This window comes from Pseudomonas sp. NPDC089734, from assembly GCF_044748865.1.
Classification (GTDB): Bacteria; Pseudomonadota; Gammaproteobacteria; order Pseudomonadales; family Pseudomonadaceae; genus Aquipseudomonas.
Genome location: NZ_JBIVGV010000010.1, coordinates 82,106 through 106,025, shown reverse-complemented (window position 1 = coordinate 106,025; position 23,920 = coordinate 82,106). Strand labels below are relative to the sequence as shown.

Below are 23,920 nucleotides of genomic sequence, written 5' to 3'. Positions count from 1 at the left end.
GAGGCCATTTCAGTCCTGTGGGAGGGGCATGCCCGCGACAAGGGGGGCCAGACAGCCCATAAACAATGTGGATGCGAAATCACGTGCGGCAGTGGGATTACACCCCTTTCACACCGGGCTGTGCTCTGCCTCCATCAGCCGTTCATGGGCATAGAGCGTGCTGCCCAGCAGGGTGCAGAAAACCTTCAGTGTATCGACGGTTTCCGGGTTGCCGAGTTTGGCCGGGAGCGGATCGAGCCCGCACAGGGTCCCAAAGAACACGCCATTGGGGAAAATGATCGGCAGGGAAAAATAGCTCTGGAAACCATACAGCTTCGGTACGGGGTGGTTGGCATACACAGGGTCTTTGGCCACCTCGTCAATCAGCACGGCTTGATGACTGGTGCGAATTTCGTTGCAGATGGTGGTCTCGATCTTGAGTTCATCGCCAGGCTCGACGCCGAACTGGATTTCGTCGCACACCGCACAGGCGGTCCATTTGCTTTCGGTCACCTTGGCGATGGCCGCAAACCTCAAACCTGTCAGGCGCATCACCAGCTTCAACAGGCTGGAGGTCGCTTCAATTTCACTGATTACGGCCAGTTCCTCAGCCGTCAACGTACTGTCCAAAATCATGCTCTCCCATTAAGCCGGGTCATTCGTTCGCGGTTGTCTGAACCGCTTGATCCTGCCACATCCGATTAAAGGCTTCATGGCTTATCAGCGTCTTGCCCTGGCGCAAGACCTCCACGGCATCAGGCCTCTGACAGCTCGGGGAAGCGTTCGTCACTGACGACGCAATCGCGCCCCTTGCGCTTGGCCAGATAGAGTCGTCTGTCAGCCTCGGCCATCCAGGTATGGATATCCCGGGTTTCAGGCGTCCAGATGCATATCCCGATACTCAGCGTAATGGGGCTCTCCGGATGATACTGAGCGGTCGCGAGCTTGAAGGCGGCTCTTATGGCCTCCATGCGGTCATGGGCATCCTGCACCGTTGTATCGGTCAATAACACGCAGAACTCATCGCCACCATAACGGCAAACATGATCCGAGGACGGAAGATGATCCTGCAGGATCTGGCTCAGTGAACTCAGGGCTTCATCGCCGGCCTGGTGTCCGTAATTGTCATTGATGTCCTTGAAGTTATCGATATCCAGCACGACCAGCGCAGACTTCTCGATCAAGGGAGCCTTGGCCAGATGTGAGGTCACCAACTCGTTCCAGGAGCGACGATTCAGCAATCCCGTCAGGCTGTCCTGGCGACTGAGGGCATCCAGTTTCCTTTTACTTTGCTGCAATTCGGAGGCGAGTCTGTAGCAGGTGATGCCAATGAAGAAGGGATAGATCAGCAGCAACGGCAGGCAAATCCATATGTCGTTCAATTCGCTCAGCTTGAACTGGATGCCGAATACCAGGGCGAACAGAGCGAAGCCCAGAACCTGCAAGGCCAGCCCCTTCAGGAACAGCTTGCGGCCCCCGGCCGTGACATTGTTCATCATGACCATGGAGAAGATGGTGGCGGACGTCATGGGGTTGAGGTCCATATAGACAATCCAGGCGCCGCATAGAAACGAATCGATGAGGTAGTTTCTGCGTTCGGCCTTATAGGGATCCTTTGCGTGCCACGACAGGCGATAGGCAACATGCGCCCATATCAGCGAATTGAACGCCAGCAGGGTGATGATGAGGAAGTTGGGGGTTTCCAGATTGATGCTCTTGGCAATGATCAGACCACACAGCGCAGTGCCGACCACTCTGGGTTTATAGGTCCTTCTTGCGAATGCGCGCCCATTTAAAAAATTATCCAAAGCGCTGACCTCAATTCCAGCTGACCCGGCTTCACCGGATCATTCATCATCGTGGCACTTTAACATTCGCCCTTTGGCACTGCCTATTTCTCTTTAGTGTCCACATTGGGAATGTTTTGATAGAAAGCCCTCTGGAATGGGGGCGAGGGCGCAGGAAGCATGGCCGCCCGGCCCAGCCATTGGGTGAGCGGCCTGTATGAATCAGGAGCAGGGACGGGTAATGACCAGGTTGACGCTGCCCATGCGAGAGGTGTCGTCGGTGGCCGTTTCCGCAGGCAGGGCGCGCCAGTCGACGGTCAGGCAAATGGCCGTGAGAGGCTGATTCTTTTCGACGCCCACAGGCCTGCCGAAATCAAAGCGATACACAGCTTGTGTCGTTCCTGTCGGCTGGACGCTTTGGGCGGCGCCCAGGGTCCGGTTCACCATATCGGGCAACAGATTGTTGGGCACCGTGAAGTGCGTCGGGTTTTGATAATTGAACATGCCCATGTCCCTGCTGCGCTTCCACATCTGTTGCCACTGAGAGCTTCCTGCCGAAGCCGCAAGCGTTGCGCCATAGGCCTTCAGTTTCTCTTGTGACACTTCACTGCTTTCAAAGGCGTGAGCGGTGCTGCTGAACAATCCGAACAAGACAAGCGATGCTGCAACGGCGTGATACTGCATGGCGGACTCCGTGTGGGGATGGCCCTGTCATTGGGCAGGAGAGAGGCTAGGGTTTGTACGAAAAGTGCCTGCGCGACGATCATGCTGCGTTGAAAGCAGGCTCGGAATGCTCATTTACACCCCGTAAACTCCGCTTCCTCGCCTGCTTTCGCCTTGCCTGATCGCCGCTCGGCGACTTTTCGTACAAACCCTAGCAGGCCGCCGGGGTTTGTCATGGGCGACCTGCAAGGTGCAGAGAAGTGCTACAGGAGCTTGCACAACCCTTTGCCGAAAACATCTTCCGACGTATTGGTCGGCCAGCCGGGGAATTGAAGGTTTTCAGACAGGTTCGTGATGGTGATATCCCCAAGGAACGGGTGCGCCTTTCTGATGCTGGCGACATCCTTGGTGTAATTGTTGCGGTTGGAAAGGCACATGGTCAGCGAGTTTCCATGGAAGCCTCCGATATACGCGACCTCGCCTGCCTTGACGGTGAACAACAAGGGCTTGGGCAGATCGACACTCATGGCTCGGTAATAGAAGTAGAACCAGTGTGAAACTTCATAAGTGCCTGGTGGGACCTCAAAAACAAACGTATTGCCCACGATATTTTTACTGCCCTCTACTTCGTTGGGGCGAGCCATGGTTTCAAGCGAGATGAGCGTCTGGATCGCCTCCTTGTTTGGGTCCTGATATCGCAGCATCACATGCAAGCCGTGAGGCTGCGTAAGAAAACCCTCGGAGACAAAACCCACAATGGCGGCCTTGTCCTTGTTCAGCGGCCTGGACTCGTCGGCACGCTCAATCGTGTTGAAGGGGGTAGAGCAGCCACCGAGCACCATGGCTGCCAAGAGGAGCAATAACGGTTTGTACATCATTCACTTCCTGTTCAGATTTTGCAGGTATCCATCAGGGCGTTTGCCTGGGGAGTGTTGATGTATCGGCCACGTGGTTTTTTGTTGAAGTTCTTTCTGTAAGACCGGTGGCTGGGCGTTAGCCATGCGCAGGGTCACCACCCTTGCTGAACAGGCAGCGACGGCAGCAGATGAGTAACCCTATTGGGTGGGCGCAAGCTGCTGGGTTTTTCTCGGAATGTCGTTCAAGGGAAAGAGAGGCGTCTTGCTATTGGGGCTGTAGCAGCAGTGAACCGAACACTGAATGCAATGTCTCAAAGCCACTTTTGGAGTGTCGTCCTCATGGAAAAAATCAGTCCTTTCACGTTCTCGAATGTATTTACCTCGACAGTCGTTTGTCTGCTTCTGAGCCTGTCGGGCGGGCATTCCATGGCCAGTGAGCCGCAGATCGATCGTGGCCAAACGTCTGGCAAAGCCTATCACGGGAAGATGGTTATGGGCGGTTGCTACGCCGCCCGAGCCTCTTCCCTGCTCGGTGAGCAACTGACCCCGGAAAACCAAAGAGAGATCGAACGGCTCGCCCGTGCCCGCGGCTCCCGCATCACGTCAAGCGCAAGGCCTAGAGACCTGACGTACAGTCCGTTGCGGCTGAATATCGAAGTGAATGGGCAGAACCGCATCGAGGATATTTATTGTCAGTAAGACGCTACGCCTATGGGCGTTCACTCAGGTTTTGGCACAAGCGCTGCGTAATAAATATGGAGCCATCGGTAGGAGCGAATTTATTCGCGAGCCGTCATTGAAGACGACGGATTTTCTTCAGCTTCACGGGCCTCTCGCGAATAAATTCGCTCCTGCATAACATGATGCGGCGTTTTATTCGCTTGCCCGCGACAACCATTTCATGGCGTTTTCGCCGACCCAACCGGATTCACACAGGCGACGAGACGCACGGTCTGCTGCATTGATGTGAGAATCATTATCAATTATTATCGCCGCTTCTTTCGGGAGGCGAGTCGTGGGTGAGGATCGTATCGGGCGTCTCTATGCCGAGCACAACAGTTGGCTGACGGGCTGGCTTTACCGTCGATTGGGCTGCAATAGCCAGGCGGCTGATCTGGCTCAGGACACCTTCCTCCGCATTCTCTCTTCCCAGCGCAGAACCGGCGAAAGCCTGGCTCTGGACCGTCCACGCGCCTATCTGGCGACGGTGGGTCAACGCCTGGTGTGTGATTACTTCCGTCGCCAGTCGCTGGAGCGGGCCTACCTCGACATGCTCGCCACAATTCCTGAAGCCTTTGCCCTTTCACCGGAAGAGCAATGGCAGATGCGTGAAACGCTGTTCCAGCTGGACGCGCTGCTTGATCGCCTGAAGCCTGTCGTACGTTCGGTCTTTCTGCTGGCCCAGATCGATGGTCTGACCTATGTGCAGATTGCCCGGCAGTTGGGCATTGGCGAGCGGACGGTCAAGCGCCACATGGCGACGGCCTTTGAAGCCTGCATCCTGTCCGACGTAACGTTTTAATGTCCGCACATCCCCCGATCAGTCGTGAAGTCGCACGTCAGGCCGCCCATTGGCTGGTGCTCATGCATGACCAGCCCGTCAGCGCAGCGCAACAGCAAGCCTGCGCACGCTGGCGCAACAGTGACCCTGAACATGAGCGCGCCTGGCAGCGCGTGCAGCATGTGCAACAACAGCTGGGTGGCCTGCCGCCGAGCATGGCCATGGGCACCCTCAATCGCGAACGGCGTCAGGCCATGAAAAGGATGCTGGCGTTGGCAGCCGTGCTACCCGCGGGCTACCTGAGCTACCGCTTTGGTGCAGGGCAGGGCTGGATGGCCGATTACCGGACCTCCGTCGGTGAGCGGCGGCAACTGACGCTGGCGGACGGTAGTGTGGTCGACCTGAACACCGACAGCGCCATCGACGTACGTTTCGATGCGAATCAGCGGTTTATCCGTCTGGTGCGCGGGGAAATATTGATCAATACCGGCACCGACGCCGCTCGGCGTCCTTTGCGAGTGGCCAGCGAACAAGGCGTCATGGAGCCTTTGGGCACGCGCTTCAGTGTGCGCCAGCTCGATGGCATCACCCAGTTGGCGGTGCTTCAGGGCCGCGTGCAGGCCACGCCCGCGCACGCCGCGCCACAGGTTATTGAGGCCGGCGAGCAACGCTATTTCAGCGCGGATGCCTTCGGGCCTTTACGCCCGGCCAACGAGCTGGCGACGCGCTGGACACAAGGCCAACTGGTGGCCGAGAACCTGCCGCTCCGGGACTTTCTTCAGGAGCTGGGCCGTTATCGTCCAGGTCGGCTGCATTGCGATGAAAGCGCCTCGGCGTTGCGTATCAGCGGCGGTTTTCAGCTCGATAACAGCGACGCCATCCTCGCCGCGCTGCCGACCACGCTTCCGGTGACGGTGAGCTATCGAACCCGTTATTGGGTGACGGTGAGCAAGGCGTGATTTTTTTTGGCCCGTTTTTTTGCGGCGTCCGTCTTTGGTAGTGAATCTGTAATCACCAAAGGACATTTCGCTCCATGACCCATTCCGGTATCGCGCGCCCGGCCACGCGCAACACGCTCGCAATGTCATTGCTGACCCTTGCTCTGGCCGTTCAGCCGCTGCATGCCCAGGCCGACGGAGCGACCCATCATTACACCATCCAGGCCACGAGCCTGACCCAGGCGCTGGCTGGCTTCAGCGCCCAGGCAAACATCACCGTGCAATTCGCCCCGGAACTGGCGCAAGGGTTGAACTCACGGGGGCTGGACGGTGATTACAGCGTGGAGCAAGGCCTGGCTGCATTGCTGGCGGGCTCCGGGCTTGAGGCGATTCAACTGGGTGACCGGATTTATGGGCTGGTGAAAGTCGTCCCTGCATCCGGCGACACGGTGACGCTGCAAAATGTCGATATCAATGCCAACCGCAACAATGCCGAAGGCTCTGAAGCCGCCGGTTATGTGAGCGAGAACATCAGCAATGTCGGTGCGCTGGGCGGCATGAAGTTGCAGGACACGCCTTTCTCCATGAGCGTGACCTCCCAGGCGCTGCTCAAGAACATCCAGGCCACCTCCACCGACGACGTGTTCAAGCGCAACCCCTTCGCCCAGCTTTACTCCCCGAAAAGCGCCGGTTATGCCAGCGCGGTGACCATTCGCGGTTTCGGCAGCTCCGCCAGCCTGAACATCGCCAACGACGGCCTGCGCTTCAGCACGCAGGCCGATGCCGGTAACTTCATCGAAGACACCGAACAACTGGAAGTGATCACGGGCCTCACCGGCTTCCTGTATGGCCCGGCGTCTCCCGGCGGCCTGGCCAACTACGTGCTCAAGCGGCCGACCTACCAGCGCTACAACAGCGTCACACTCGGCAATGCCGGTGGCCAGAATTACTACCTGCACGGCGACTTCGGCGGCCCGATCGACAGCGAAGGCAAGTTCGCATATCGGCTCAACGTGCTGACCCAGGATGGCGAAACCGCCATCGACCTGCAAAAACGCCGTCGGCAGATGGTCAGCCTGGCGCTGGACTGGAACGTCAGCGACGACCTGCTGGTGCAGTTCGAGGCCTCTCACAAGGAAAGCCAGACCCGCGGGTTGACCAGCTATTGGTACTTCGCCAATCAGGCCTACCGCCCAAGCGCCTCCTCACTGGACACCGACAAGCTCTACAGCCAGAAATGGGCCTTCGCCGACAACGAAACCGACAAGGCGGGCGTGCGGGCCAAATGGCGTCTGAACGACACCTTCAGTCTTCGTGCCGCCTTTGCTGCCCAGCAATACACTCAGGAATACACTTACACCGGCCCGCAAATCGACGCGCCGGGTCGGTATACACAACCGCTCTATGCGTTTGCCCCGCTTGAGACCCAGGAATACTCGGGTTACCTGTTCCTCGACTCGCAGTTCGAGACGGGGCCGCTGAGTCACAAGATGACGATGGGCTTCCAGGGCAACAGCGCCCGCAGCCTGATGTACGAGGACCACATCCCGAGTCAGCAATACAGCTCGGTGACCGGCACCGCTGTGTCGCTCGATGAGCAACCGCAAGTCAGCAAGCCGGGTTATTCCATTGGCCACGGCGACCAGCACATCTCCAGCACCACCGAAACCCGCAACCTCCTGATCGGTGACATCATCACCTTCAACGAACAGTGGTCGACGATCCTCGGCGCAACCCACACCAGCATCAGCGCTTACAACAACGACTTCGTCTATGCGGCCACACCGCTCAAAACCAACTATGACAAGAGCACAACCTCACCCAGCCTGTCGTTGATCTACAAACCCGTGCCCTGGCTGACCACCTACGCCACCTACATCGAAGGTTTGCAAAGCGGCGGCGTAGCCCCCTCGCGAGCGACAAACGCTGGCACCGCCCTGGCCCCGCAGATCAGCGAGCAATACGAAATCGGTGCCAAAGCCACTATCGGCGAAACACTGGTGACGCTAGCCTTGTTCAACATCGACAAACCCAATGCCTACACCAACTCGGCGCGCCTCTACGTGCAGGACGGCCGCCAAGAAAACAACGGCCTGGAGTTCAGCGTCACCGGCAAAGTCACCCCGCAACTGACACTGGTCAGCGGCTTCACCTTGCTCGACCCGGAAGTGAAGAAGGGCGCGACGGCAGCCAACAACGGCAACGCCCCCATCAACGTGGCCAAACAGATGGCCAAGGTCTATGCCGAATACGACATGACCTCCGTACCAGGCTTCGCCTTGACGGGCGGCGCCTTCTACACCGGCGAGCAATACGCCGACGAAGCCAACAACTACACCCTCCCGTCCTTCACCACCTTCGACGCCGGCGCTCGCTACCGCCTGCCGATGGGCGACAACAAACTGACCTTGCGCATGAACGTGAGCAACCTGACGGATAAGAAATACTGGCTTAACACCAGCTATTTGGGTGATCCACGGACGGTGGCGTTTTCGGCGCAACTGGAGTTTTGATGGACCTGATTGGCAGAGCAAAGCCACGTTGAAATATTGATTGTGGGAGGCATGTAGGACCGGATTTATCCGGGAAGAGGCCTGTACATTCACTGCATTTGTGATGTTAGACATAACTCTTTCCCGGATAAATCCGGCCCTACAGTAGCAGGCTAGAGCAAACATCCAGAAGAGCGCGACCTGGAGCGCCGTCAACGCTGTGCTGTTCAAGGCTTCAGAAAGGCCGTCAGTTTCCATGGCGCGATTTCCAGAGTCGTAATCCGTAGCGAGCCAGAACACCTTCGTGGAGTCGGTGGAGGTCTTCAAGGATCAGGGCTTGAACTTCTGGCTTCTCATCCTCAAAAGTGGCGCAGTTTTCAGAACTGCGCCACTTTTGCTCTGGGATGTGGCGCGGTTTTCTCGGGTGTAAGTTTTGGTGCTCTACAAATGACCTTTCATGATCGCTTTGGGCTGTCTTCTACTGGTTGAGGCACAGTCAGTGTGCTGTTCAAATCCGATGCAAATGTTACGTGCGCTAACGAAAATCCCACATCTCACGGCAAAGTCCGACACCCATTTCTCTTTCCTCTGCATGAAGTTTCCGAGAAAATCCCGAGGCCTTGCGCAGGGTAAATTCGGGCTCTAGGCTGCGTCCGTCGCTGAATATCAGCGATCGGGTTTAGCAGCCCGTATATCTTCAAATGTGCAAGTTCTGCCATCCAATATGGCGGCTTTGTGTGGGGCACTTTCGAGTGCGCCGGTTTGGAGATAGCCGGTCTGCTAACCCGTACTAAAGCCGCCACCTTAGGTTCATTTAGCAGTGAGTATCTGGTGGCCTTATCGGATATCTCCAAATGACAACAGTAACCCCTGATTTACCCCGACAAACCCTCGAAGAATCCCTGCTCCACGTCAGCGACCTGCTGCGCTGCGCAGCGGCCACTGCCTACGAAACCGGCGACTGCCTCAACGGCCCGAAACGCGACCTGGCGTTTTCGGTGGTGCATTTGATTGGCATGGCCAAAATGGAGCTGGAGAGGTCCTTGGCTCAGGTAGAGCCGCGTTGAAGCACTGATTATGGGAGGTATGTAGGACCGGATCGGGCGGCGTTCCGCTTATCCGGGAAGAGGCCGGTACATTCACTGAATTTGTGATGTTAAACATAGCGCCTTCCCGGATAAATCCGGTCCTACAGCCGTCCTTTTTCTCGATGTAGCGTTTGGAGGCTGATCTATCAGGACCGGAGTGCAAATCAGTTGTCCGGTCTGTGACATGCTGTCAGTTCGATGGCACCTACCGTGCCGAGGAGAAAGTCGCGCCACTGCCGCGACAATTGTCCTGGACCTATAACCTGATCATCTTTAGCCAGAGCAAACATTCAGAAGAGCGCAAGCTGGAGCGCCTTCAACGCTGTGCTGTTCGAGGCCTCAGAAAGGCCGTCAGTTTCCATGGCGCGATTTCCAGAGCGCGAGTTCTGATGGTCGTAATCCATAGCGTGCCAGAACACCCTCGTGTAGTCGGCGGAGCTCTTCAACGATCAGGGCTTGAACTTCTGGCTGCTCATCCTCTGCAACATGCGTTTTTACCGCGTTCTGAATACAGGTCAGTGGATCAAGCTCTGGATGGCTGACGACCTCGCGAATGGTCGCTTTGATGAAATTCCGCCAAGTCAGGCGCAGGGGATCAGGTTCTGCCAGGTCTTGTTTGATTGCCAGATACTCCTGCGTCGAGCGCTCGTAAGCCCAGAGATACAGGTCGCGAAGTAGCTCTACTCTGGTCATTTCGTAGACGCCTAGTGTGGCGCTGCTGTAAGCCTGCTTGGGTACATCCAGAAATGTCAGTGGGCACAGGTTGGCGCGAAACAAGGGCAGATTCGCCGCCAGTCGAGAGGTGCGTTTGTTGATGTCGGCAAAGGGCTGCAAATAGGGCAGGTGGACCATCATGAAAAAGGACTGCTCGAACGGATCAGTAATCTGATTTGCCTTGTCGAGCAGAACGTCCAGCGCACCCTCTATCTGTTGTGGTTTTGATAAAGGGCGATAAGTGCTTTGGCCAATGTCGACGGCGTGCTGACGAATACGGCCTTCATCTGCGGGGTTTGGAAGCAGGTTTTCAGCCAGGGCGCTGTGCAGGTTCATCAATGTGTAGCGGTTGAACTCAGCACTTTCGATGTTCTCGACCAACAGCTCAATGGCCGTTTTATGGTTCAGGATCATTTGTGTTTCGATAGCCGCCTTGCCCCGTGCAGCTTGGCCATGCTCAATGAGCTGTCGCGTGTCGAGCCGTGAGTAAGTGTTCCCTTCCAGATTGCTCGATGCCCACGATAAATCAATCAGCAGGCGATTTAGAACTGCGCGACTGTATGTGCCTGCTGGCTCAACGGCATCTGTCGTTTTTCCCATTCGGTGCAATTGGCGCCGTAAGGCTTCGGACAAATAGCTGGTTTTGTTCGGGTGATAAGCGTCCAGAAAATCACGCTGATAGCCTACGGGCTTGCGTGCTTCTATTGGTCGATTGATATAGGTGAGTATGTCCCGGCTGTCTGCCGACAGTGGGATAAAGGACGGGAAGCTATCGCTGCTAGTTGCCAGTGGACTGATTTCCGCCTGGGCAACTGCTGCGAAATAACGTCGTGCTCTAGCCTCGCCGTGCGCGGAGATCTGGCTGCCCTCGATCAGCTTTGCAATCAGCCTCTGCGCTGTTCTTCGAGCAATGCCAGGGTGCCTTGCCAGCAGCTCATTCAACGTCAACCCGTTTTCTGCTGCCTGGATGCTGCTGAGTATTTCAGTAGTGAGAGACATTGCTGAGTTGGCGCCGTTTAGCTGCTGTTGGCGCAATTGTGGCGCAGTTTTTAGAACTGCGCCATTTTTGAGTGGGTATGTGGCGTGGTTTTCATGGCGCTGAGTTGTGTAGTGACCAAATCCACCACAAAAAAAGACTCTCTAAGGTGTCTTCACTTGTCTGATTTGGTGGGCCGGGGTAATTTGAAACAAGTCGGTATCTATCTGTTTTTTCTGATTAATAAATTATTGGACAACTTGCCTGGAATACCAGTTGGAACGCTGCGTGGTCTGGATTCCGATGGACGGTGCTTTTTGAGCTCCGCCCAAAAAACGAATCGGGATCGAGTCTATCAAGCAAATGGTCGCGCTGTTGATTGTTGCCCCTGCGCGTACGATGTCCCCACTCGCAGGTACAGGGATTCCTAGCAAACGATACCGTCAATGATTGCTGTGTTGGCTAAGCCGACTCTCGAAGTACTGCGCAGTCTCTTTGTCGGTGCAGTACAGGTAGCAACCCTTCATCCCACGTGTCATCAGAGTTCGGTATGTATTTTTGATGATCAGGTCTGTTTCTTTTTTCGCCAGGGTAGGTTGCTCTTTCATCATTTTTTTCCAGCCGCGAATCGATTTATCGTGCTTGTCGCGCTCGTCCGGGGATGTCACTACCTTGCCGTCACGTACGATTAGGTCTGGCCCGATGATCACCCCGATGTAGTCGACTTCCAAACCTTGGCAGGTATGAATACAGCCAACCTGCTCAATGGAGTTCTCCGCGATGATCCATAGGCTGCCATCCTGATCCAGGTTCCATTGGCGTTTGTAGTCACCAATGACGATATCAGCAGTGGTGGAGTCTTTCTTGCTCAGCCAAGGCCAGCAATAGCCCGCGACCACACGAGCTTTGTTTCCGTGGTTTTTCTCGTTGATTGCTTCATGCATCGCCTGAGGTGAGTCGAACACCTTAAACTCGTACTCTTGAGTCTCAAGCGTCGGATTTGCCGTCGAGCGAATGCCTAGCGTGTCATCCAGCCATGCCAGGTAACCGTCAGAACCACTGCAGCGAAACTGCGAAGAAAGCACGTGTTCTTCAACCACAGCACCCTTGGCTTTCGCAAAGGCGCGAATCGCCTGCTTGCTGCCGATATCGCTCAAGGTTACACGCTGGTCTTCATCAATGAAGAAAATTGAGCATTTCGCTGAATCAATCAGCTCCTTGATCTGGTTTTCCCCAAGGTTTCCATAAAGCCCGCTTTTCTCATTTAGCCGGTGAGCTTCGTCCACGATAAGCGCATCGAATGTGTTGGGCTCGGTGTCGATGAATGCCCCGGAGCCTGAAAAGAAATTCGAGAAATGGCTGCGCTTGATGGTGCCAACCAGTTTGCTCTCGTAGACCTTGCGCGGGGCTGCGTTCTTGGAGACGTATTTGCTCATCAGCTTCAATTCGGTGAGCCTCACCAGCAGATTGATAGCCAGAACGGTCTTCCCGGTGCCCGGTCCACCTTCAATGATCATCACCTTGGGGGCTTGGTCAGAGGCCTCGCTTGCCGCCGCCAGCGCCGACTCAAAAATTGCTTTCTGATCGTCAATCAATACGAACTCGGGTTTGCCTTTCATCAACCCACCGAGGGCTTCGGCTAGCGCCTTGGACGGGCGAATTTTTCCTTCGGACAGCTCGTAAAGAACCTCTTTGTTGTCGCCATGACTTATATGCTTTTTCAGAAAGCTTCTGAGTTTACTGAGCTCTTCCGGGCCTTTCAGAAACAGCGGAGCCTTGCTGATGTGGGGCTCGTAGTGAGCTGAATCTATGACGCCGTCGCTGACGTAGTTATGGAGGTAGGCACACGGACGGATCTCGATGCTTTTGTCATACACGGCCTCGTTGAAGCCTTCCAGCAGCGCTGCGTATGACCATACCTGATAGGACGGGTGAATGGTTTCAACGAGGCCGCCACCCATGGCCGTTTTGACGATGGCATCCTTGGTTGTAGCGTTGGCCTTGCTCCATTGTTTCAATTCGATCAATACGGCTTTTTTTGCCTGGTTTTCATCGCGACCGGTGAGTAGAAAATCGATTCGCTTCGACGACTGCGGAATGTGCAATTCGATGGCCAGGCCTGCGTCGCTCGGCAGGCCCTCATCTCTAAGGACCTTGGCCATGTACGTTAGGGATCCTTGCCACGACCTGATTTCCGATGTGCCAACGTTCTTGCCGGTAGCTTCCTTGTAATGCCTGAGGATCACCTCCTCAATGTCATCGTTATCGTTGTCTTTAAGAAATTGCTGTTTGGTCGCAGCGTAAACGATCACGGGTTGTCCTTAGATTCGGGTTGGTCAGAGTCGGTCGTACTTTTTGCTGTTGCTTCTGGCTTTATCCACGGGATATTTCTGGCCGTTCGAGGCAAGCTTCCGTGTCACCGCTTCGTTGAGGTCAATGCCGAGTACGCTGCTCAGGCGAACCAGGTACATCAGTACGTCCGCCAATTCGTCCTCGACGGCTTGGCCGATTTCGGGATTTGTTGCGGCGGAGAGCGAATCGGCATCGCTCATCCATTGGAAAATCTCGCACAGCTCTCCTACCTCGCCAGTGAGAACCAGGATGAGATTTTTGGGGGAGTGGAACTGCTGCCAGTCGCGATCATCTGCGAAACGCTGAAGGGATGCGGCAAGCTTCACTACGTCAACCAGTGGCGCGGATGAGCTGTCTGAGTCACTCACGGGGCTATCTCTTGGGTATCAGTGGGGGCAAAAAATGTGTAAGAAATCCGGCCTTGGATTGTAAGAGTTTTCGCTGTTTGCGTAGGCTTTTTTGTGTTTTTTCTCTCACTCACTGTCTGCAGGCCGAATTGCTTGCCAGCGCTCGCTATATCCTTTGAGCGTGGCGAAGTGGGCCGGCTACAAACAGGTCTTCCAGTGCCCGTCGGCGGGCGTAGCTCAGTTGGCCACGGCGACCGTCATGCCCACCGACCGGCATCCTTTTCTTCACCCTGTTCGTTTGTTGGTAAACCTCCTGATGTCGAATTTTGTCGAGCATCCCCACCATAGAAAACTGGCAGGAATCCGACAAAGCTGCCGTGACGACAGGCGAATCCAAAGCAGGCACTTAACCAACGGATCTGCTGGTACGTTTGAAAAATGAGGCATATCGTCCGCTATGCTCCGATTTTCCAGGAACATCGATGTGCATTAATGCTGAAGTAGCTCTGGAGGTTGAGGCCACCGAGATAGAGAAACTCAGTACGGTAAAATATTACTGAAAGGAGGAGAGGGAAAATGGAAGAGGAACGTTCGTATAAGCTGCCTAGCAATACGTTGCCAGCAATAAGCTTTAAAGACCATGCGGGCGATTTACGCAAATTTGAAGAGTTTGCTGAGAGACTTGGTGTTAAGACCCACAACACAAGGATTTCGCGATACGCACAGTATTTTGAGGATTTGGCACACGGGAAAACAATTGATGAGAAGAAGATATTTAAAAATGTGAATGATAGTAGATTTCAAAGCTCCATTGACTGGCAGCTTTATTTGCTGAGGGAGGCTCATGAGCTCATGTGGATTCTCCGAGGACTAGAAAAACATGCTCCGAAAGGTATTGAAGCAAAGGTTGAAAAAATAGTTAGCGGTAGCGATTTTGCCGCGCTGGATAAAAATACCGAGTCTAGAGACACTCAGTTTGAACTAAGAATGGCAAGCTATTTTTGTCAATCTGGATGCATTGTTGACCTCAGTACCGAGACTGACATTATTGCCATAACTGATAAGCACTCGTTTTTTGTCGAATGCAAAAGGATAGCAGGAATTAGAAATCTTAAGGACAATTTAATGAAGGCTAAGGAGCAAATAACTTGTCGAATGCCAAAAAAGTATGAGGGGCGGCGTACATACGGAATTATTGCAGCTGATGTCACCAAATTAGGTTTTTCACATAATGGATTGACTATGGCGATGACCACGGACCATGCGAGAGATATAATTCAAGATAAGCTGAAAATGATTGGAAAAAAAGTATTAGCACTCCCGGTTTTTTCAGGTCGTCCGGATATCATTGAGTGCTTACTTCAGATTCACATGCCATCAGTGGTTATGCATCCTCCAGCGACATCTACACGCTTTTCCTCTTACTCGCTGCGAAACTATAAAATTGATAAAAAAAGCGCATCGGCAATTAACGAGTTTTACAATATCTTCCAAGTTGGACAGATGGCTGATAAGCGAGAGATACCGTCAGAGACATTGAAATTCCGAGAGTATGTGGATGTACCAGAGGGCGCAGAGTTCTCGATGGAGCGGGAACCGGTAAAGAGTATCCTTTTAGGTCTCAAGGTTGGTGGTTTTAACCTGGAGTCTATAGTGGGCTCAATTAAAATGAGTGGTGTTGTACACGAGTTCACAGTCATGGAGCTGCAAATGGTTTTGGGGAGATTTAAGCCAGATCAAATTAGACGGCTGGCAAGTAATGAGTCGGAAAGGTGGGAGCTATTATTACAGATGTTTGCGCAGCGCTATCCCTATAAAGAAAGTTTTTACTAGCTGCTACTGGCAAAGGACGCTAAATACGAGCTACCTCCTCTTGGATTTGCTAAGTTTATTCAAAATCAAGGCCGCACTCAACGTCATCGTAAGGAATGCCATTGCTGTCGAGGTGTTCCTTTACTTTGTATTTTATATAGCTCCAAGTATCGCTACCTTGGTCTGCGCAAGTGCTAATGTTCAAGCAGATGTTAGTGATGTTCCAGTCTACTTGCTCCTCACCGTCTTCGTCGTAATAGTATATTTCTTGTACAGATCTGTAATCCTTACCATCGTACTGGGTACGAACGTAGTAAGTTTCTTTCATTGCTTCATCCTTTCGTTGATTTTTTAGGTAGAAAGTTTACGTTTGTTCATCGGTCTTATCAATAGGGGGCTCTCACTCTCGTAACCCCCTAAGGTAGAGCTCCAAGAAGCTGGAGTGAGTGTGGCAGATTTCATTCATACCAAGAGGAGGTGTCTACATCCAATTCCTCGGAAAGGATGACGAATTTTTCCGGATCGCTTACACGTGATTTCATACATAAAATGAATGGATAGCTTTCGTTTATCTCGCAGAGGTCATGTTTGGGACCGTACTCCTGAGTTACATGAACCTCGCCGCTGGCCTCTATATGAATAAACTCATCATCAATCCCTAAACACGCAATCTCTTCCACTTGTGTGTACTCGATGTGCACGTGATTAGCAAGTTGGGATAAGCTCTCAGGTATTGCGCTGACTGCCGTTGAGACTACTGCATTGTTGACTTTCTTCTCTAGGCACTCGATAACGAGCCTCTCAAGATCTTGAAGTCCATTTAAAGAATCTCGCGACATGCGTATTATGTCCCTTACACCCAAAAAGAATTTTTCTGAAGATACATCGAAGTATTTTTCTGTAATGTGGGTGTATTTATTGAAGAAGTGAAACTCGCTCAAAAACTCTTTTATGCACTCGTTTAGGTGATCAATTACCTCCTTTCCAAGGTATGCGTCCGATAAATTCGATTGAGCGCAGTATTTGAGTTGTTGGCGGCGAGTGACTTCATGATTGTCGCTCTCGCGAACGTACCAAGCAGCATTTTTGACTTTTTGCGGCGGGGCTTTTCGCTGGATGACATGCAGTACAAGCTCGCGCATCGAAAAAGCAAAGTTGTGAAATCTTAAGGGATTTCCATGAGCCGCGTAGTTTCTTAAACTGGCGACGAAGAGCTTTTTCTCAAAGTTTGTTTCTAACAACGACTCAAATTCTTGGATGAAATCTAGCGTTAACAGTTTTTTGAGTTTCATGGTTGTCCTTTGAATTCTAGCTTCGTGCGGCATCACGACTTGCTTGCTTGACCTGTACGTGGACCGTTCCTGAAGTAGCGGGCGGAACGGTTGCGGCGGGCCAAGCTCATCTTGCCTTTCTGAGTTAAGCGCCGGCAGGCCTGCTCTGGGTAGAGGTTGTTTGTAGCGTGTTTGAAGGGGGCACCCGTATGGAATGCCCCTTTTTTATCAAGGGGCTATGCTCACATAGCAGCTGATCACTAATTGAGTGCCCGTTTAGTGGCTGCCATAACCGCGCTACGCTCGAATTCTTCTACTTCAGACACCACATATGCTAAGTGGTGGCTGGTGTCGATAGTTATCCATTGTGGGGCACCCCCTTTAATCTTCTTCCGACTACAGTCAGCGACACGCTTATCACCCCAGCTAAACGGCTCCCCCATGTAGTGGGATGAATTTACCAAAGTTTCGGCAAGCGTATACATTTGTTCTCCTTTACCTGGAAGGCTCATGGAGTGTCCGCGGACTACGAAGAACTGCTTGTCGATTGTGTAGCGAATCTTTCCATTAGTATGCTTGCTTCTTACGCCCTCATTAGTATTTGGGCCCCGTACGCCATAATCTCCATAAATTACTGGAGTCGCTGGAGCACTTTGTCTGAGGGTTTGCCAGAGCTGCATTTCACGCCGCAGGACGAAGCCAACAGAGTCAACTTTTTTGACGGCTGCATCGATCGTTTTTGGAAGCGAGCACCCAGACGTTATAAAATATTTGAAACCAAAGCTCTTGAGTTGGTCTACGATATCGGTGGCCTTGGCGGTCAAGACTTCGACAGAAGTGTTTGTGACATCCCCGAAGTCGATCAATACGGAACAGCGGCCAGCGTCCAAGCGAAGATCATCGAGAATAGTCTCGATATTTTCTTGGAAGAAATCGGGCTCGGCCGAGTCCTCGATGGCCGTACTGTCTAGTCTCAAGCAATAGTTGCTATCATGAGGGACGTCAAATGACCGGAGTGCTAAGCTATAGGACTCGTCTTCCCAGCGGTCATATCCAATCACGGGAGCAACCTTAACTCCAAGGGTGTTAAGCGTCGAATAAATATAAGGAATAATATGTTCGCCATTCTCGATTGTGGCATCTGCTGCCCAATGATAAGCGTCTACCATGGCAATCCTACCGGCCCAAACACTAGCGATTCCTGACATGACCTCGTTCAAGTACGCTGTTTTGATTTCTGTGCAGCCTTCAAATCGCTTCGCCTCAAGAATATTTTTCCCTATTCGGGAAATCTCAAAAAGAGGAAGTGTTTTTCGCGCATCATCTCTTGCCATCTCTGCGACAGCTAGAAACTCGCTCTTTAGTGCCTTTAGAAGCGGAACGTACGTTGGGATCATCTCAAGCCTCGCAGCTATCTATGGGGGTTAGTAGACTTCTTACTTCATCTTGGCCAACCAGGTCGGCAAATAAGCTGTAGTTGTCTAGCTCTCGTCTGATCCTTCCGACGATTATTGCTGGGTGAATCTTCAGCTCTCTAGCAAGCTCTTCGATACTTTCTTTACTAGGGGCTATATGAGCGTCGCATCTCTTCCATACGAGCCTGGGTATAAACGCTTCTCTTGCTAGTCTATTGGCCTCAGCTTCACGCCTATCCTCGGAGTCTGTGCTGAGATTATCTAAAAACGCTTCTTCCTTTCCTACATGTTTCCATAAATGAGCTACTTCATGGAGTAGCGTAAACCAGAAGTTGTCGATCCTGTCAAATCTAAGCGTAAGTGCAACTATTGGTGTTCCATCAATGTCTTTTAGTGCGGCACCGTCAAGTAGCGTTCCTTTTAAGTGGGGCTCAATTATGACTGCGATGCCACGTTTTTCAAGGAACTCAATAGCGAGCAGCGGGCCCTTTTCCGACCAACTCAACTGTGCCAGTTCTTTGAGGAAGTGGCTTGACAATTTATCTTGCTCAAAACTTCCCAGTCTGTCTTTCTTTTCTCTTGCTCTTTGTATAATTCTGGCAAGCCAAGCATATAGCGCATACTGCGTTGTCGGAGACGTCGCTTCTCCTGAAAGTGTTCGTCTAAACGAGGCTGCTCCAAATTGCAAACCGGAGTCGAAGATGAAATTTCTAACTATATCTTCGACTGAAGTTTTAGCTTGCCCGGACAGTGCCTGTAGCCAGCCGCGTTTAGTCATTTCCTTAATTGGAAATTTTCCCCAGTCTATATCCGACTTGGGCTGCTCTACGTCGGGGCTAGAAAGACCTATGAGCGTGTCGGCTGAAATTCCGAGGCCAATAGATATCGCTCGAATCATTTGGACAGTGAGAGGTCTTTTTCTGTTGAGTATTTCGGAAACTCGGCTGCTGGTGCCAAAATAAGGTACTAAATCTGCCTGTTTAAGACCTTTTTCCTGCATCCGAAACAGAATCGCGTCGATTGGATCAGGTGGCTCGACGGGGAATTTCTCATTTTCGTACGACTCTAGAAGAACGGTAAGAACTTCTAAGCGCTCGCTGTCGTCGGTATAGAGCGCTGGAGCTTTAGCCATCAGCACTTGAACTTCTTCAAGGTATGCTCGGTATTGGTCTTCTGTCCGGATAACCTTAATGTTCATTTGAGTCTTCGCTAGATTTTAAATCTTGGATTAGAGCAATGCCTTGTGGGAAAGCAATGAGAACCTGAACTGCTAAACCACACTGGCTGATTGGAAATAGAAACAAGCTATCGCCTTCATGGCGCACATTGGGGAACTGGTCGCACACGTCGCTGGGCTGCTTCCAATGCGCATTCTTCACCTCAGCGGTCCAGCTAAGGACCCATCTCTGTAGGTCCAAGCCAATGCTCTTGGCGCTAGCTAGCTTTTCACATCCAATGAGTCGCATACGTCGTATTTTTCTTCCCAATTTGGGAGAAGTATCTGGCGTTTCTTCTAAGCTGTCAATCCTCCCGATTTGGGAAAATCTTCATGGCAAGCTTTTTGGGGGTATGGGCGCGGGTAAGGAGCCAGGGGTGTTGGCGCCGAATGCCTAGCGTGCGCTCGTCATTCCCGAGACTCACCGGTCTAGAGGAGCTGCCAGAATTTTCCTAGGCGAAGAACGAGCAAGCGCATGGTCAGCAGATAGTAATAGCGCGTCGATGCAGCGTGCTGGTCCAAGTGGCGATTTAGAACCCATACGAGATGCTTTCTCTGCCAAGTCCATGGGTTGTCGCTGTGCCAGCGATTAGAAATCGCCGCTTGAATGGCCTTCGCTTGGCGAAGGTGGCGTTGGCGCGTGGCATGCGACCCGGTCAGGCTGCCTGCAAGGAACAGCTCCATATCGAATGGCTTCCTCATGCTCGGCCACCAATATAAGCAGATACCACGTCGATACGGCCGTGCCCGAGTTCAAAGCTGATTAGGTCTCGGGCCCGCTGGTCGAGATGCCGGTCGATTTGGTAGCAGCTACCACCATTAATGGGCGCGAGATGTTGGGTGATTTGCTCGTAGCGTTCGCACGCATAGGCCGCCCGCAATTCGTGGAAGCCTTTGAGGTTGTGCTTATGGAGGATCTCCCGTGCGGGGCGAACGATTCTCTGTTGGAAATCGAGGCAGCTTTCGTGCGGTGCAAGCAGGTTACGGCTACCGTCGGGAGATATCTGTTCGGCGTACCTGAGCGCTTCGCGAATGTGGTCATCCACCGTGATCCAACGAGGCGCGGTAGCACCGCCGCGGCCACCTTTAGTGCCGTCCTGGATATTGATCTTGCCGAGTTGTTCGGCTTCACGCTTTAGACGCGGGAGGTCGGCCAAAATGACCTCGCGTAGGCGCATGCCGGTTGCTCGTGCTAACAGTGCAATGGCGGCGGCGCGCGGGTACTGATTTTCGCAGAGGGCGTTTACGATTCGCTTAACCTGTTCGCGGTCTTGGCCCTGCGGGACAGAGTGACGAACACTGATGCGCCGCATTCCCAGTGCCTTGCTCAGACTCGACACTTTCACATACTGATCACCGCGAAGCGCGGCGATGGTCCGGTTCACGCTGGACAACCGGTTTTGTGCTGTGGCGATGGCCAGCTCACCTTGTTCAACTTGCTCGCGCAGATGCGTCGCGTAGTCCAGCAAGGTCTGCCGATCAATCTGTCGCGCATCGTTAACCCCCGGTCCATCCTCCGAGCGACACCACCGCACAAACGCCTGCCATCGATCACTGTGCGCCTTAACCGTGCCGTAATGCCCGCCCCCAAAGAGGCCGCGCAACGCCTGCGGTCCTGCGTAACTCAACTGCCGGCCATAGCCAAAATTACGCCCATCGCGTCTACCTACGAGTGCCATGATCAAACTCCTCTCGAAGCCAAAACGTTGAAGCTTTTCCCCACGTCATCCCACCAAGAATGTTGAGTGTTATCAGGGATCAAGGCCCCTGCGACCTGTGAGGGTTGTCCACTAACGCGGGACTGGCGGCTCCTTACGACCGGGAGCAAGGGCATCTCATGATCTGGCCTCCTGAGCACCGTTACTGGTGGGCGGGTGGAGGCAGTATTGGCTGACGAGACCAGCGCCAGGAGATCCTGAGTCGGGTGAACACAGCGATGCGATGACCGGGGCATGCCTGACTGTCAGTCAGGTGCAGTCCATTCCGTGGTCTGCGGCACCATCATCTACATCGCTGTTGCTGGGGACATCGGCGTTTGTCACGCCGATTGTCACGGGTGGAGTAGCCGCAAAGCCAAGTGCGATGAGGGCTGCAGCAGTGCTAGAAGCGCCCGTCTCTTTCCAGAAGAAAGAGACGGGCGCAGGTTGGCGCAAGATTCGGCCAAGCGGATAGGTTGCTGCAGGGCAGCGAAGTAGGAAGTGTCATCTGGCGCACGAGGGCCATGATCTGAAGTAGGCATCCATCACCGGGGAGGTGACCGGGCGAGCTGCCGGATGCGAATCGCCATTTGGGGGGAGAACCACCGCAAGAGCGGCGTGACCTTCAAGGTTCGGGCCACCTGGGTTGCTGTCATCGACAGCGTTTGCACGGCCAGTTCTACGCCTGTGGATAAACCCGGTCAAGGGTCGAAATTCAGCGCCACTGTGGACTTTAAGAGCGGTTATCCACCGGTGGAATTCCGTGGTAAATCCTGGACAACGTGTTCGCTTTTAGCTCTTCAAAGTGAGGTCCTTCCAAACAGGGCGGCTTTGCAGCCCTGTTTGGAAGGACCCGTGCTGAGAAGCGGATAAGCGAGGTTGCTTGCCCCGAATCTTGAACGTTCAGTTGTTGCTGCTGCCGTTCTTGCGCCGTACAGAGCTAGCGTATCGGCACCACGTTCTTGTCTCTGGCTTGGCCGTACGCTGAGGCGAGCAGGCTGCCGGTGGCGGCCTTCTGAATGTACTCACTCCACCAGGCCATCATCGGGCGACGGCGCTAGATGTAGTCGGCTCGGTTGTAGGCGCTCCGCACCTCATCCTTGTCGACGTGCGCCAGGGCCACCTCGATGAGCTCCGGATCCCACCCATGCTCATTCAAGATGGTGCTGGCCATCGAACGCATGCCATGGCTCACCAAACGGTCCTGGAAGCCCATGCGTTTCAACGCCATGTTGGCGGTTTGGCTATTGGCGTGGGTGCGTGGATTTCTGTCTGCTGGGAAGACGTATTCGCGATGGCCGCTGTGGGTCCTCAATGACTCCAACAGTGCGACGGCGTGGTCACTCAACGGGATGCTGTGTGGGCGGCGCTTCTTCATCCGCTCTGCTGGGATGGTCCAGACACGTCTTTCAAAGTCGATGTCTGCCCAGCGAGTAGTCGCCGCCTCGGCGGGGCGAGTCATCGTGTGCAACTGCCATTCGATCAGGCAGCGGGTCGTGCGTTTGATGCTGGCGTTCGCGATCTCCATCATGAGTTCGGGGAGCTCTTCGGGCGGGAGCGCGGCCATGTTTTCTTTTTTGGGCTTCTTGAATACTGCCCTGATGCCGCTGAGCGGGTTGGCGAAGATCAGGCCGGAGTTTACGCCGTAGGTCATGATCTCGTTTAGCCGCTGGCTAAGACGCTTGACCGTCTCCAGGCTGCCTTTCGCTTCGATTGGACGAAGCAATCCGATCACCATCGGCGCGGTGATTTTGGTGAGTGGTGTCGTCTTCAAATCGGGGAACACGTGCAGCGTGAGCGACCGCCAGATGTCCTCGGCGTAGGCCGGGGTAACCGAGTCCTTCTTGAGCTCGAACCAGGCGGTGGCCACGTTCTCGAAGGTGTGTTCGGTTTCTGCGCGTTTGGCTTCATTCAACGTATTGCGCTGCACCTTCGGATCGATGCCTTGGGCGAGCAGCTCGCGTGCATCGACTGCCATCTTTCGTGCATTCGCCAGTGACAGTTCGGGATAGGTCCCAAAGCCGATGTTGATGCGCTTTTTGGTCACCGGTTCGCGGTAGTTGAAATTCCACAGCAACGAGCCGTTGCTGCGTACGCGGAGCTGCAAACCGTCACCGTCAGTGAGGACATAATCCTTGGACGCGGGTTTGACTCCCTTGAGCTGTCGATCGGAGAGGCGGAGGTTTTGAGTAGGCCTGAGATTGTCCTCAGGCACTGATTCGGTATTCCAAAGATTAGCACCGGATGTTCTGGAATACCGTTTGCAACACCCGAATCGCTGAAACTCAAAACCTCCCGGATAACCGAAAAAGCGCTGGACGCCGCGTATTTACTGGATCTCAGACACAAAAAAAGACGCCCTAAGGCGTCTTCATTTGTCTGATTTGGTGGAGCCGGGGGGATTTGAACCCCCGTCCGCCAGTACTCCGCTGTCGGTCCTACATGCTTAGCCGTGTCTATTAAGTTAACCCTCAGCGACCCGACGGGCAGGGTGCTTTGGGCGAGTTGCGTAAGTTTTAGTCGCGTCGGCCACAACGTCCTAAGCGACGATCCTGTTCTGTATGACAATCATTTCGGGTTTACAGGCATCCCCTGATGATTGCTGGAGCCGAAGCTACCAGAAGAGCTAGTCGCGCCGCTTACGCAGCGAGAGCGTAGCCCTCGTAGTTTTCGTCATTGGCAACTATAGAAAGTTGCAACAGTGGATTTACGACTTCTGTTACCAAGTCGGCATGCACCTAAAGTTTCATCACCGGCGTCGAATCCTAATCGGCCCCGAGACTGCTTTCACAGTCAGTGGCGGGAGTCTACGCCA

The 23,920-nt window shown here is 53.6% G+C and carries 19 protein-coding genes, 1 other RNA gene and 2 pseudogenes; 7 read left to right on the top strand and 15 right to left on the bottom strand.

Annotated elements, in window-relative coordinates; all coding sequences use genetic code 11:
• Window positions 1–108: 108 nt before the first annotated feature.
• From ACIPY9_RS14705 to ACIPY9_RS14690, 4 genes are all read right to left on the bottom strand, one after another.
• Window positions 109–615: a GAF domain-containing protein gene (locus ACIPY9_RS14705; RefSeq protein WP_400702363.1), complete on the bottom strand. Its 507-nt coding sequence runs from the start codon at window positions 613–615 to the stop codon at window positions 109–111.
• 119 nt (window positions 616–734) lie between these two features.
• Window positions 735–1,787, bottom strand: coding sequence for a diguanylate cyclase (locus ACIPY9_RS14700; protein WP_400702360.1), 1,053 nt, complete (start codon window positions 1,785–1,787; stop codon window positions 735–737).
• A 201-nt stretch (window positions 1,788–1,988) separates the two neighbouring features.
• Window positions 1,989–2,450 (bottom strand): hypothetical protein, encoded by a 462-nt coding sequence (locus ACIPY9_RS14695; protein ID WP_400702357.1) that lies wholly within the window; start codon window positions 2,448–2,450, stop codon window positions 1,989–1,991.
• A gap of 242 nt (window positions 2,451–2,692) precedes the next feature.
• Window positions 2,693–3,304, bottom strand: a complete 612-nt coding sequence (locus ACIPY9_RS14690) for a hypothetical protein (protein ID WP_400702354.1) — start codon at window positions 3,302–3,304, stop codon at window positions 2,693–2,695.
• A 321-nt stretch (window positions 3,305–3,625) separates the two neighbouring features.
• Between ACIPY9_RS14690 and ACIPY9_RS14685 the strand changes: the two genes are divergently transcribed.
• From ACIPY9_RS14685 to ACIPY9_RS14660, 6 genes and pseudogenes are all read left to right on the top strand, one after another.
• On the top strand, window positions 3,626–3,985 hold the full coding sequence (locus ACIPY9_RS14685) for an I78 family peptidase inhibitor (RefSeq protein ID WP_400702351.1): 360 nt from the start codon (window positions 3,626–3,628) through the stop codon (window positions 3,983–3,985).
• Window positions 3,986–4,301: 316 nt separating this feature from the next.
• On the top strand, window positions 4,302–4,808 hold the full coding sequence (locus tag ACIPY9_RS14680; RefSeq protein WP_400702348.1) for a sigma-70 family RNA polymerase sigma factor: 507 nt from the start codon (window positions 4,302–4,304) through the stop codon (window positions 4,806–4,808).
• Window positions 4,808–5,746 (top strand): FecR domain-containing protein, encoded by a 939-nt coding sequence (locus ACIPY9_RS14675; RefSeq protein ID WP_400702345.1) that lies wholly within the window; start codon window positions 4,808–4,810, stop codon window positions 5,744–5,746. The genes ACIPY9_RS14680 and ACIPY9_RS14675 overlap by 1 nt, the downstream gene beginning before the upstream one ends.
• A gap of 74 nt (window positions 5,747–5,820) precedes the next feature.
• Window positions 5,821–8,238 (top strand): TonB-dependent siderophore receptor, encoded by a 2,418-nt coding sequence (locus ACIPY9_RS14670; protein WP_400702342.1) that lies wholly within the window; start codon window positions 5,821–5,823, stop codon window positions 8,236–8,238.
• 833 nt (window positions 8,239–9,071) lie between these two features.
• Window positions 9,072–9,284 carry a DUF6124 family protein gene (locus ACIPY9_RS14665; protein WP_400702339.1) on the top strand — a complete coding sequence of 71 codons (213 nt, stop codon included), beginning with the start codon at window positions 9,072–9,074 and terminating at the stop codon, window positions 9,282–9,284.
• Window positions 9,285–9,496: 212 nt separating this feature from the next.
• A pseudogene (locus ACIPY9_RS14660) lies at window positions 9,497–9,607 on the top strand (DUF1016 domain-containing protein); the annotation flags it as partial.
• 49 nt (window positions 9,608–9,656) lie between these two features.
• Here the strand turns inward: ACIPY9_RS14660 and ACIPY9_RS14655 are convergent.
• The 3 genes from ACIPY9_RS14655 to ACIPY9_RS14645 form a co-directional block, all read right to left on the bottom strand.
• Window positions 9,657–11,018, bottom strand: a complete 1,362-nt coding sequence (locus ACIPY9_RS14655; protein ID WP_400702336.1) for a Fic family protein — start codon at window positions 11,016–11,018, stop codon at window positions 9,657–9,659.
• A gap of 420 nt (window positions 11,019–11,438) precedes the next feature.
• Window positions 11,439–13,307: a DUF2075 domain-containing protein gene (locus ACIPY9_RS14650; RefSeq protein ID WP_257118489.1), complete on the bottom strand. Its 1,869-nt coding sequence runs from the start codon at window positions 13,305–13,307 to the stop codon at window positions 11,439–11,441.
• 24 nt (window positions 13,308–13,331) lie between these two features.
• Window positions 13,332–13,715 carry a nucleotide pyrophosphohydrolase gene (locus ACIPY9_RS14645; protein WP_400702332.1) on the bottom strand — a complete coding sequence of 128 codons (384 nt, stop codon included), beginning with the start codon at window positions 13,713–13,715 and terminating at the stop codon, window positions 13,332–13,334.
• A 555-nt stretch (window positions 13,716–14,270) separates the two neighbouring features.
• On the opposite strand from ACIPY9_RS14645, the gene ACIPY9_RS14640 reads away from it, so the two are divergent.
• The gene (locus ACIPY9_RS14640; protein ID WP_400702329.1) at window positions 14,271–15,527 is read left to right on the top strand and encodes a hypothetical protein; all 1,257 of its coding nucleotides are present in this window, start codon (window positions 14,271–14,273) and stop codon (window positions 15,525–15,527) included.
• Window positions 15,528–15,582: 55 nt separating this feature from the next.
• Here ACIPY9_RS14640 and ACIPY9_RS14635 read toward each other — a convergent pair whose 3' ends face one another.
• The 8 genes and pseudogenes from ACIPY9_RS14635 to ssrA all read right to left on the bottom strand — a co-directional run bounded on the left by ACIPY9_RS14635 (window position 15,583) and on the right by ssrA (window position 23,882).
• Window positions 15,583–15,834, bottom strand: coding sequence for a hypothetical protein (locus tag ACIPY9_RS14635; protein ID WP_400702326.1), 252 nt, complete (start codon window positions 15,832–15,834; stop codon window positions 15,583–15,585).
• A gap of 130 nt (window positions 15,835–15,964) precedes the next feature.
• Complete coding sequence (locus ACIPY9_RS14630) at window positions 15,965–16,798, bottom strand: hypothetical protein (RefSeq protein ID WP_400702323.1); 834 nt, start codon at window positions 16,796–16,798, stop codon at window positions 15,965–15,967.
• A 239-nt stretch (window positions 16,799–17,037) separates the two neighbouring features.
• Window positions 17,038–18,174 (bottom strand): beta family protein, encoded by a 1,137-nt coding sequence (locus ACIPY9_RS14625; protein WP_400702320.1) that lies wholly within the window; start codon window positions 18,172–18,174, stop codon window positions 17,038–17,040.
• A gap of 1 nt (window position 18,175) precedes the next feature.
• Window positions 18,176–19,390, bottom strand: coding sequence for an ImmA/IrrE family metallo-endopeptidase (locus ACIPY9_RS14620; RefSeq protein ID WP_400702317.1), 1,215 nt, complete (start codon window positions 19,388–19,390; stop codon window positions 18,176–18,178).
• A gap of 447 nt (window positions 19,391–19,837) precedes the next feature.
• The gene (locus tag ACIPY9_RS14615; RefSeq protein ID WP_400702314.1) at window positions 19,838–20,110 is read right to left on the bottom strand and encodes a hypothetical protein; all 273 of its coding nucleotides are present in this window, start codon (window positions 20,108–20,110) and stop codon (window positions 19,838–19,840) included.
• The gene (locus ACIPY9_RS14610) at window positions 20,107–21,087 is read right to left on the bottom strand and encodes an integrase domain-containing protein (RefSeq protein ID WP_400702311.1); all 981 of its coding nucleotides are present in this window, start codon (window positions 21,085–21,087) and stop codon (window positions 20,107–20,109) included. The genes ACIPY9_RS14615 and ACIPY9_RS14610 overlap by 4 nt, the downstream gene beginning before the upstream one ends.
• 958 nt (window positions 21,088–22,045) lie before the next feature.
• A pseudogene (locus ACIPY9_RS14605) lies at window positions 22,046–23,320 on the bottom strand (integrase domain-containing protein).
• A 170-nt stretch (window positions 23,321–23,490) separates the two neighbouring features.
• Window positions 23,491–23,882: a transfer-messenger RNA gene (gene ssrA, locus ACIPY9_RS14600) on the bottom strand.
• Window positions 23,883–23,920: the final 38 nt, after the last annotated feature.

Coding starts and splice junctions, on each gene's coding strand:
- ACIPY9_RS14695 (WP_400702357.1), bottom strand. CDS start 2,450: ATGCAGTATCACGCCGTTGCAGCATCGCTTGTCTTGTTCGGATTGTTC.
- ACIPY9_RS14655 (WP_400702336.1), bottom strand. CDS start 11,018: ATGTCTCTCACTACTGAAATACTCAGCAGCATCCAGGCAGCAGAAAAC.
- ACIPY9_RS14640 (WP_400702329.1), top strand. CDS start 14,271: ATGGAAGAGGAACGTTCGTATAAGCTGCCTAGCAATACGTTGCCAGCA.
- ACIPY9_RS14620 (WP_400702317.1), bottom strand. CDS start 19,390: ATGAACATTAAGGTTATCCGGACAGAAGACCAATACCGAGCATACCTT.
- ACIPY9_RS14705 (WP_400702363.1), bottom strand. CDS start 615: ATGATTTTGGACAGTACGTTGACGGCTGAGGAACTGGCCGTAATCAGT.
- ACIPY9_RS14685 (WP_400702351.1), top strand. CDS start 3,626: ATGGAAAAAATCAGTCCTTTCACGTTCTCGAATGTATTTACCTCGACA.
- ACIPY9_RS14630 (WP_400702323.1), bottom strand. CDS start 16,798: ATGAAACTCAAAAAACTGTTAACGCTAGATTTCATCCAAGAATTTGAG.
- ACIPY9_RS14670 (WP_400702342.1), top strand. CDS start 5,821: ATGACCCATTCCGGTATCGCGCGCCCGGCCACGCGCAACACGCTCGCA.
- ACIPY9_RS14610 (WP_400702311.1), bottom strand. CDS start 21,087: ATGGCACTCGTAGGTAGACGCGATGGGCGTAATTTTGGCTATGGCCGG.
- ACIPY9_RS14690 (WP_400702354.1), bottom strand. CDS start 3,304: ATGTACAAACCGTTATTGCTCCTCTTGGCAGCCATGGTGCTCGGTGGC.
- ACIPY9_RS14615 (WP_400702314.1), bottom strand. CDS start 20,110: ATGAGGAAGCCATTCGATATGGAGCTGTTCCTTGCAGGCAGCCTGACC.
- ACIPY9_RS14625 (WP_400702320.1), bottom strand. CDS start 18,174: ATGATCCCAACGTACGTTCCGCTTCTAAAGGCACTAAAGAGCGAGTTT.
- ACIPY9_RS14635 (WP_400702326.1), bottom strand. CDS start 15,834: ATGAAAGAAACTTACTACGTTCGTACCCAGTACGATGGTAAGGATTAC.
- ACIPY9_RS14665 (WP_400702339.1), top strand. CDS start 9,072: ATGACAACAGTAACCCCTGATTTACCCCGACAAACCCTCGAAGAATCC.
- ACIPY9_RS14675 (WP_400702345.1), top strand. CDS start 4,808: ATGTCCGCACATCCCCCGATCAGTCGTGAAGTCGCACGTCAGGCCGCC.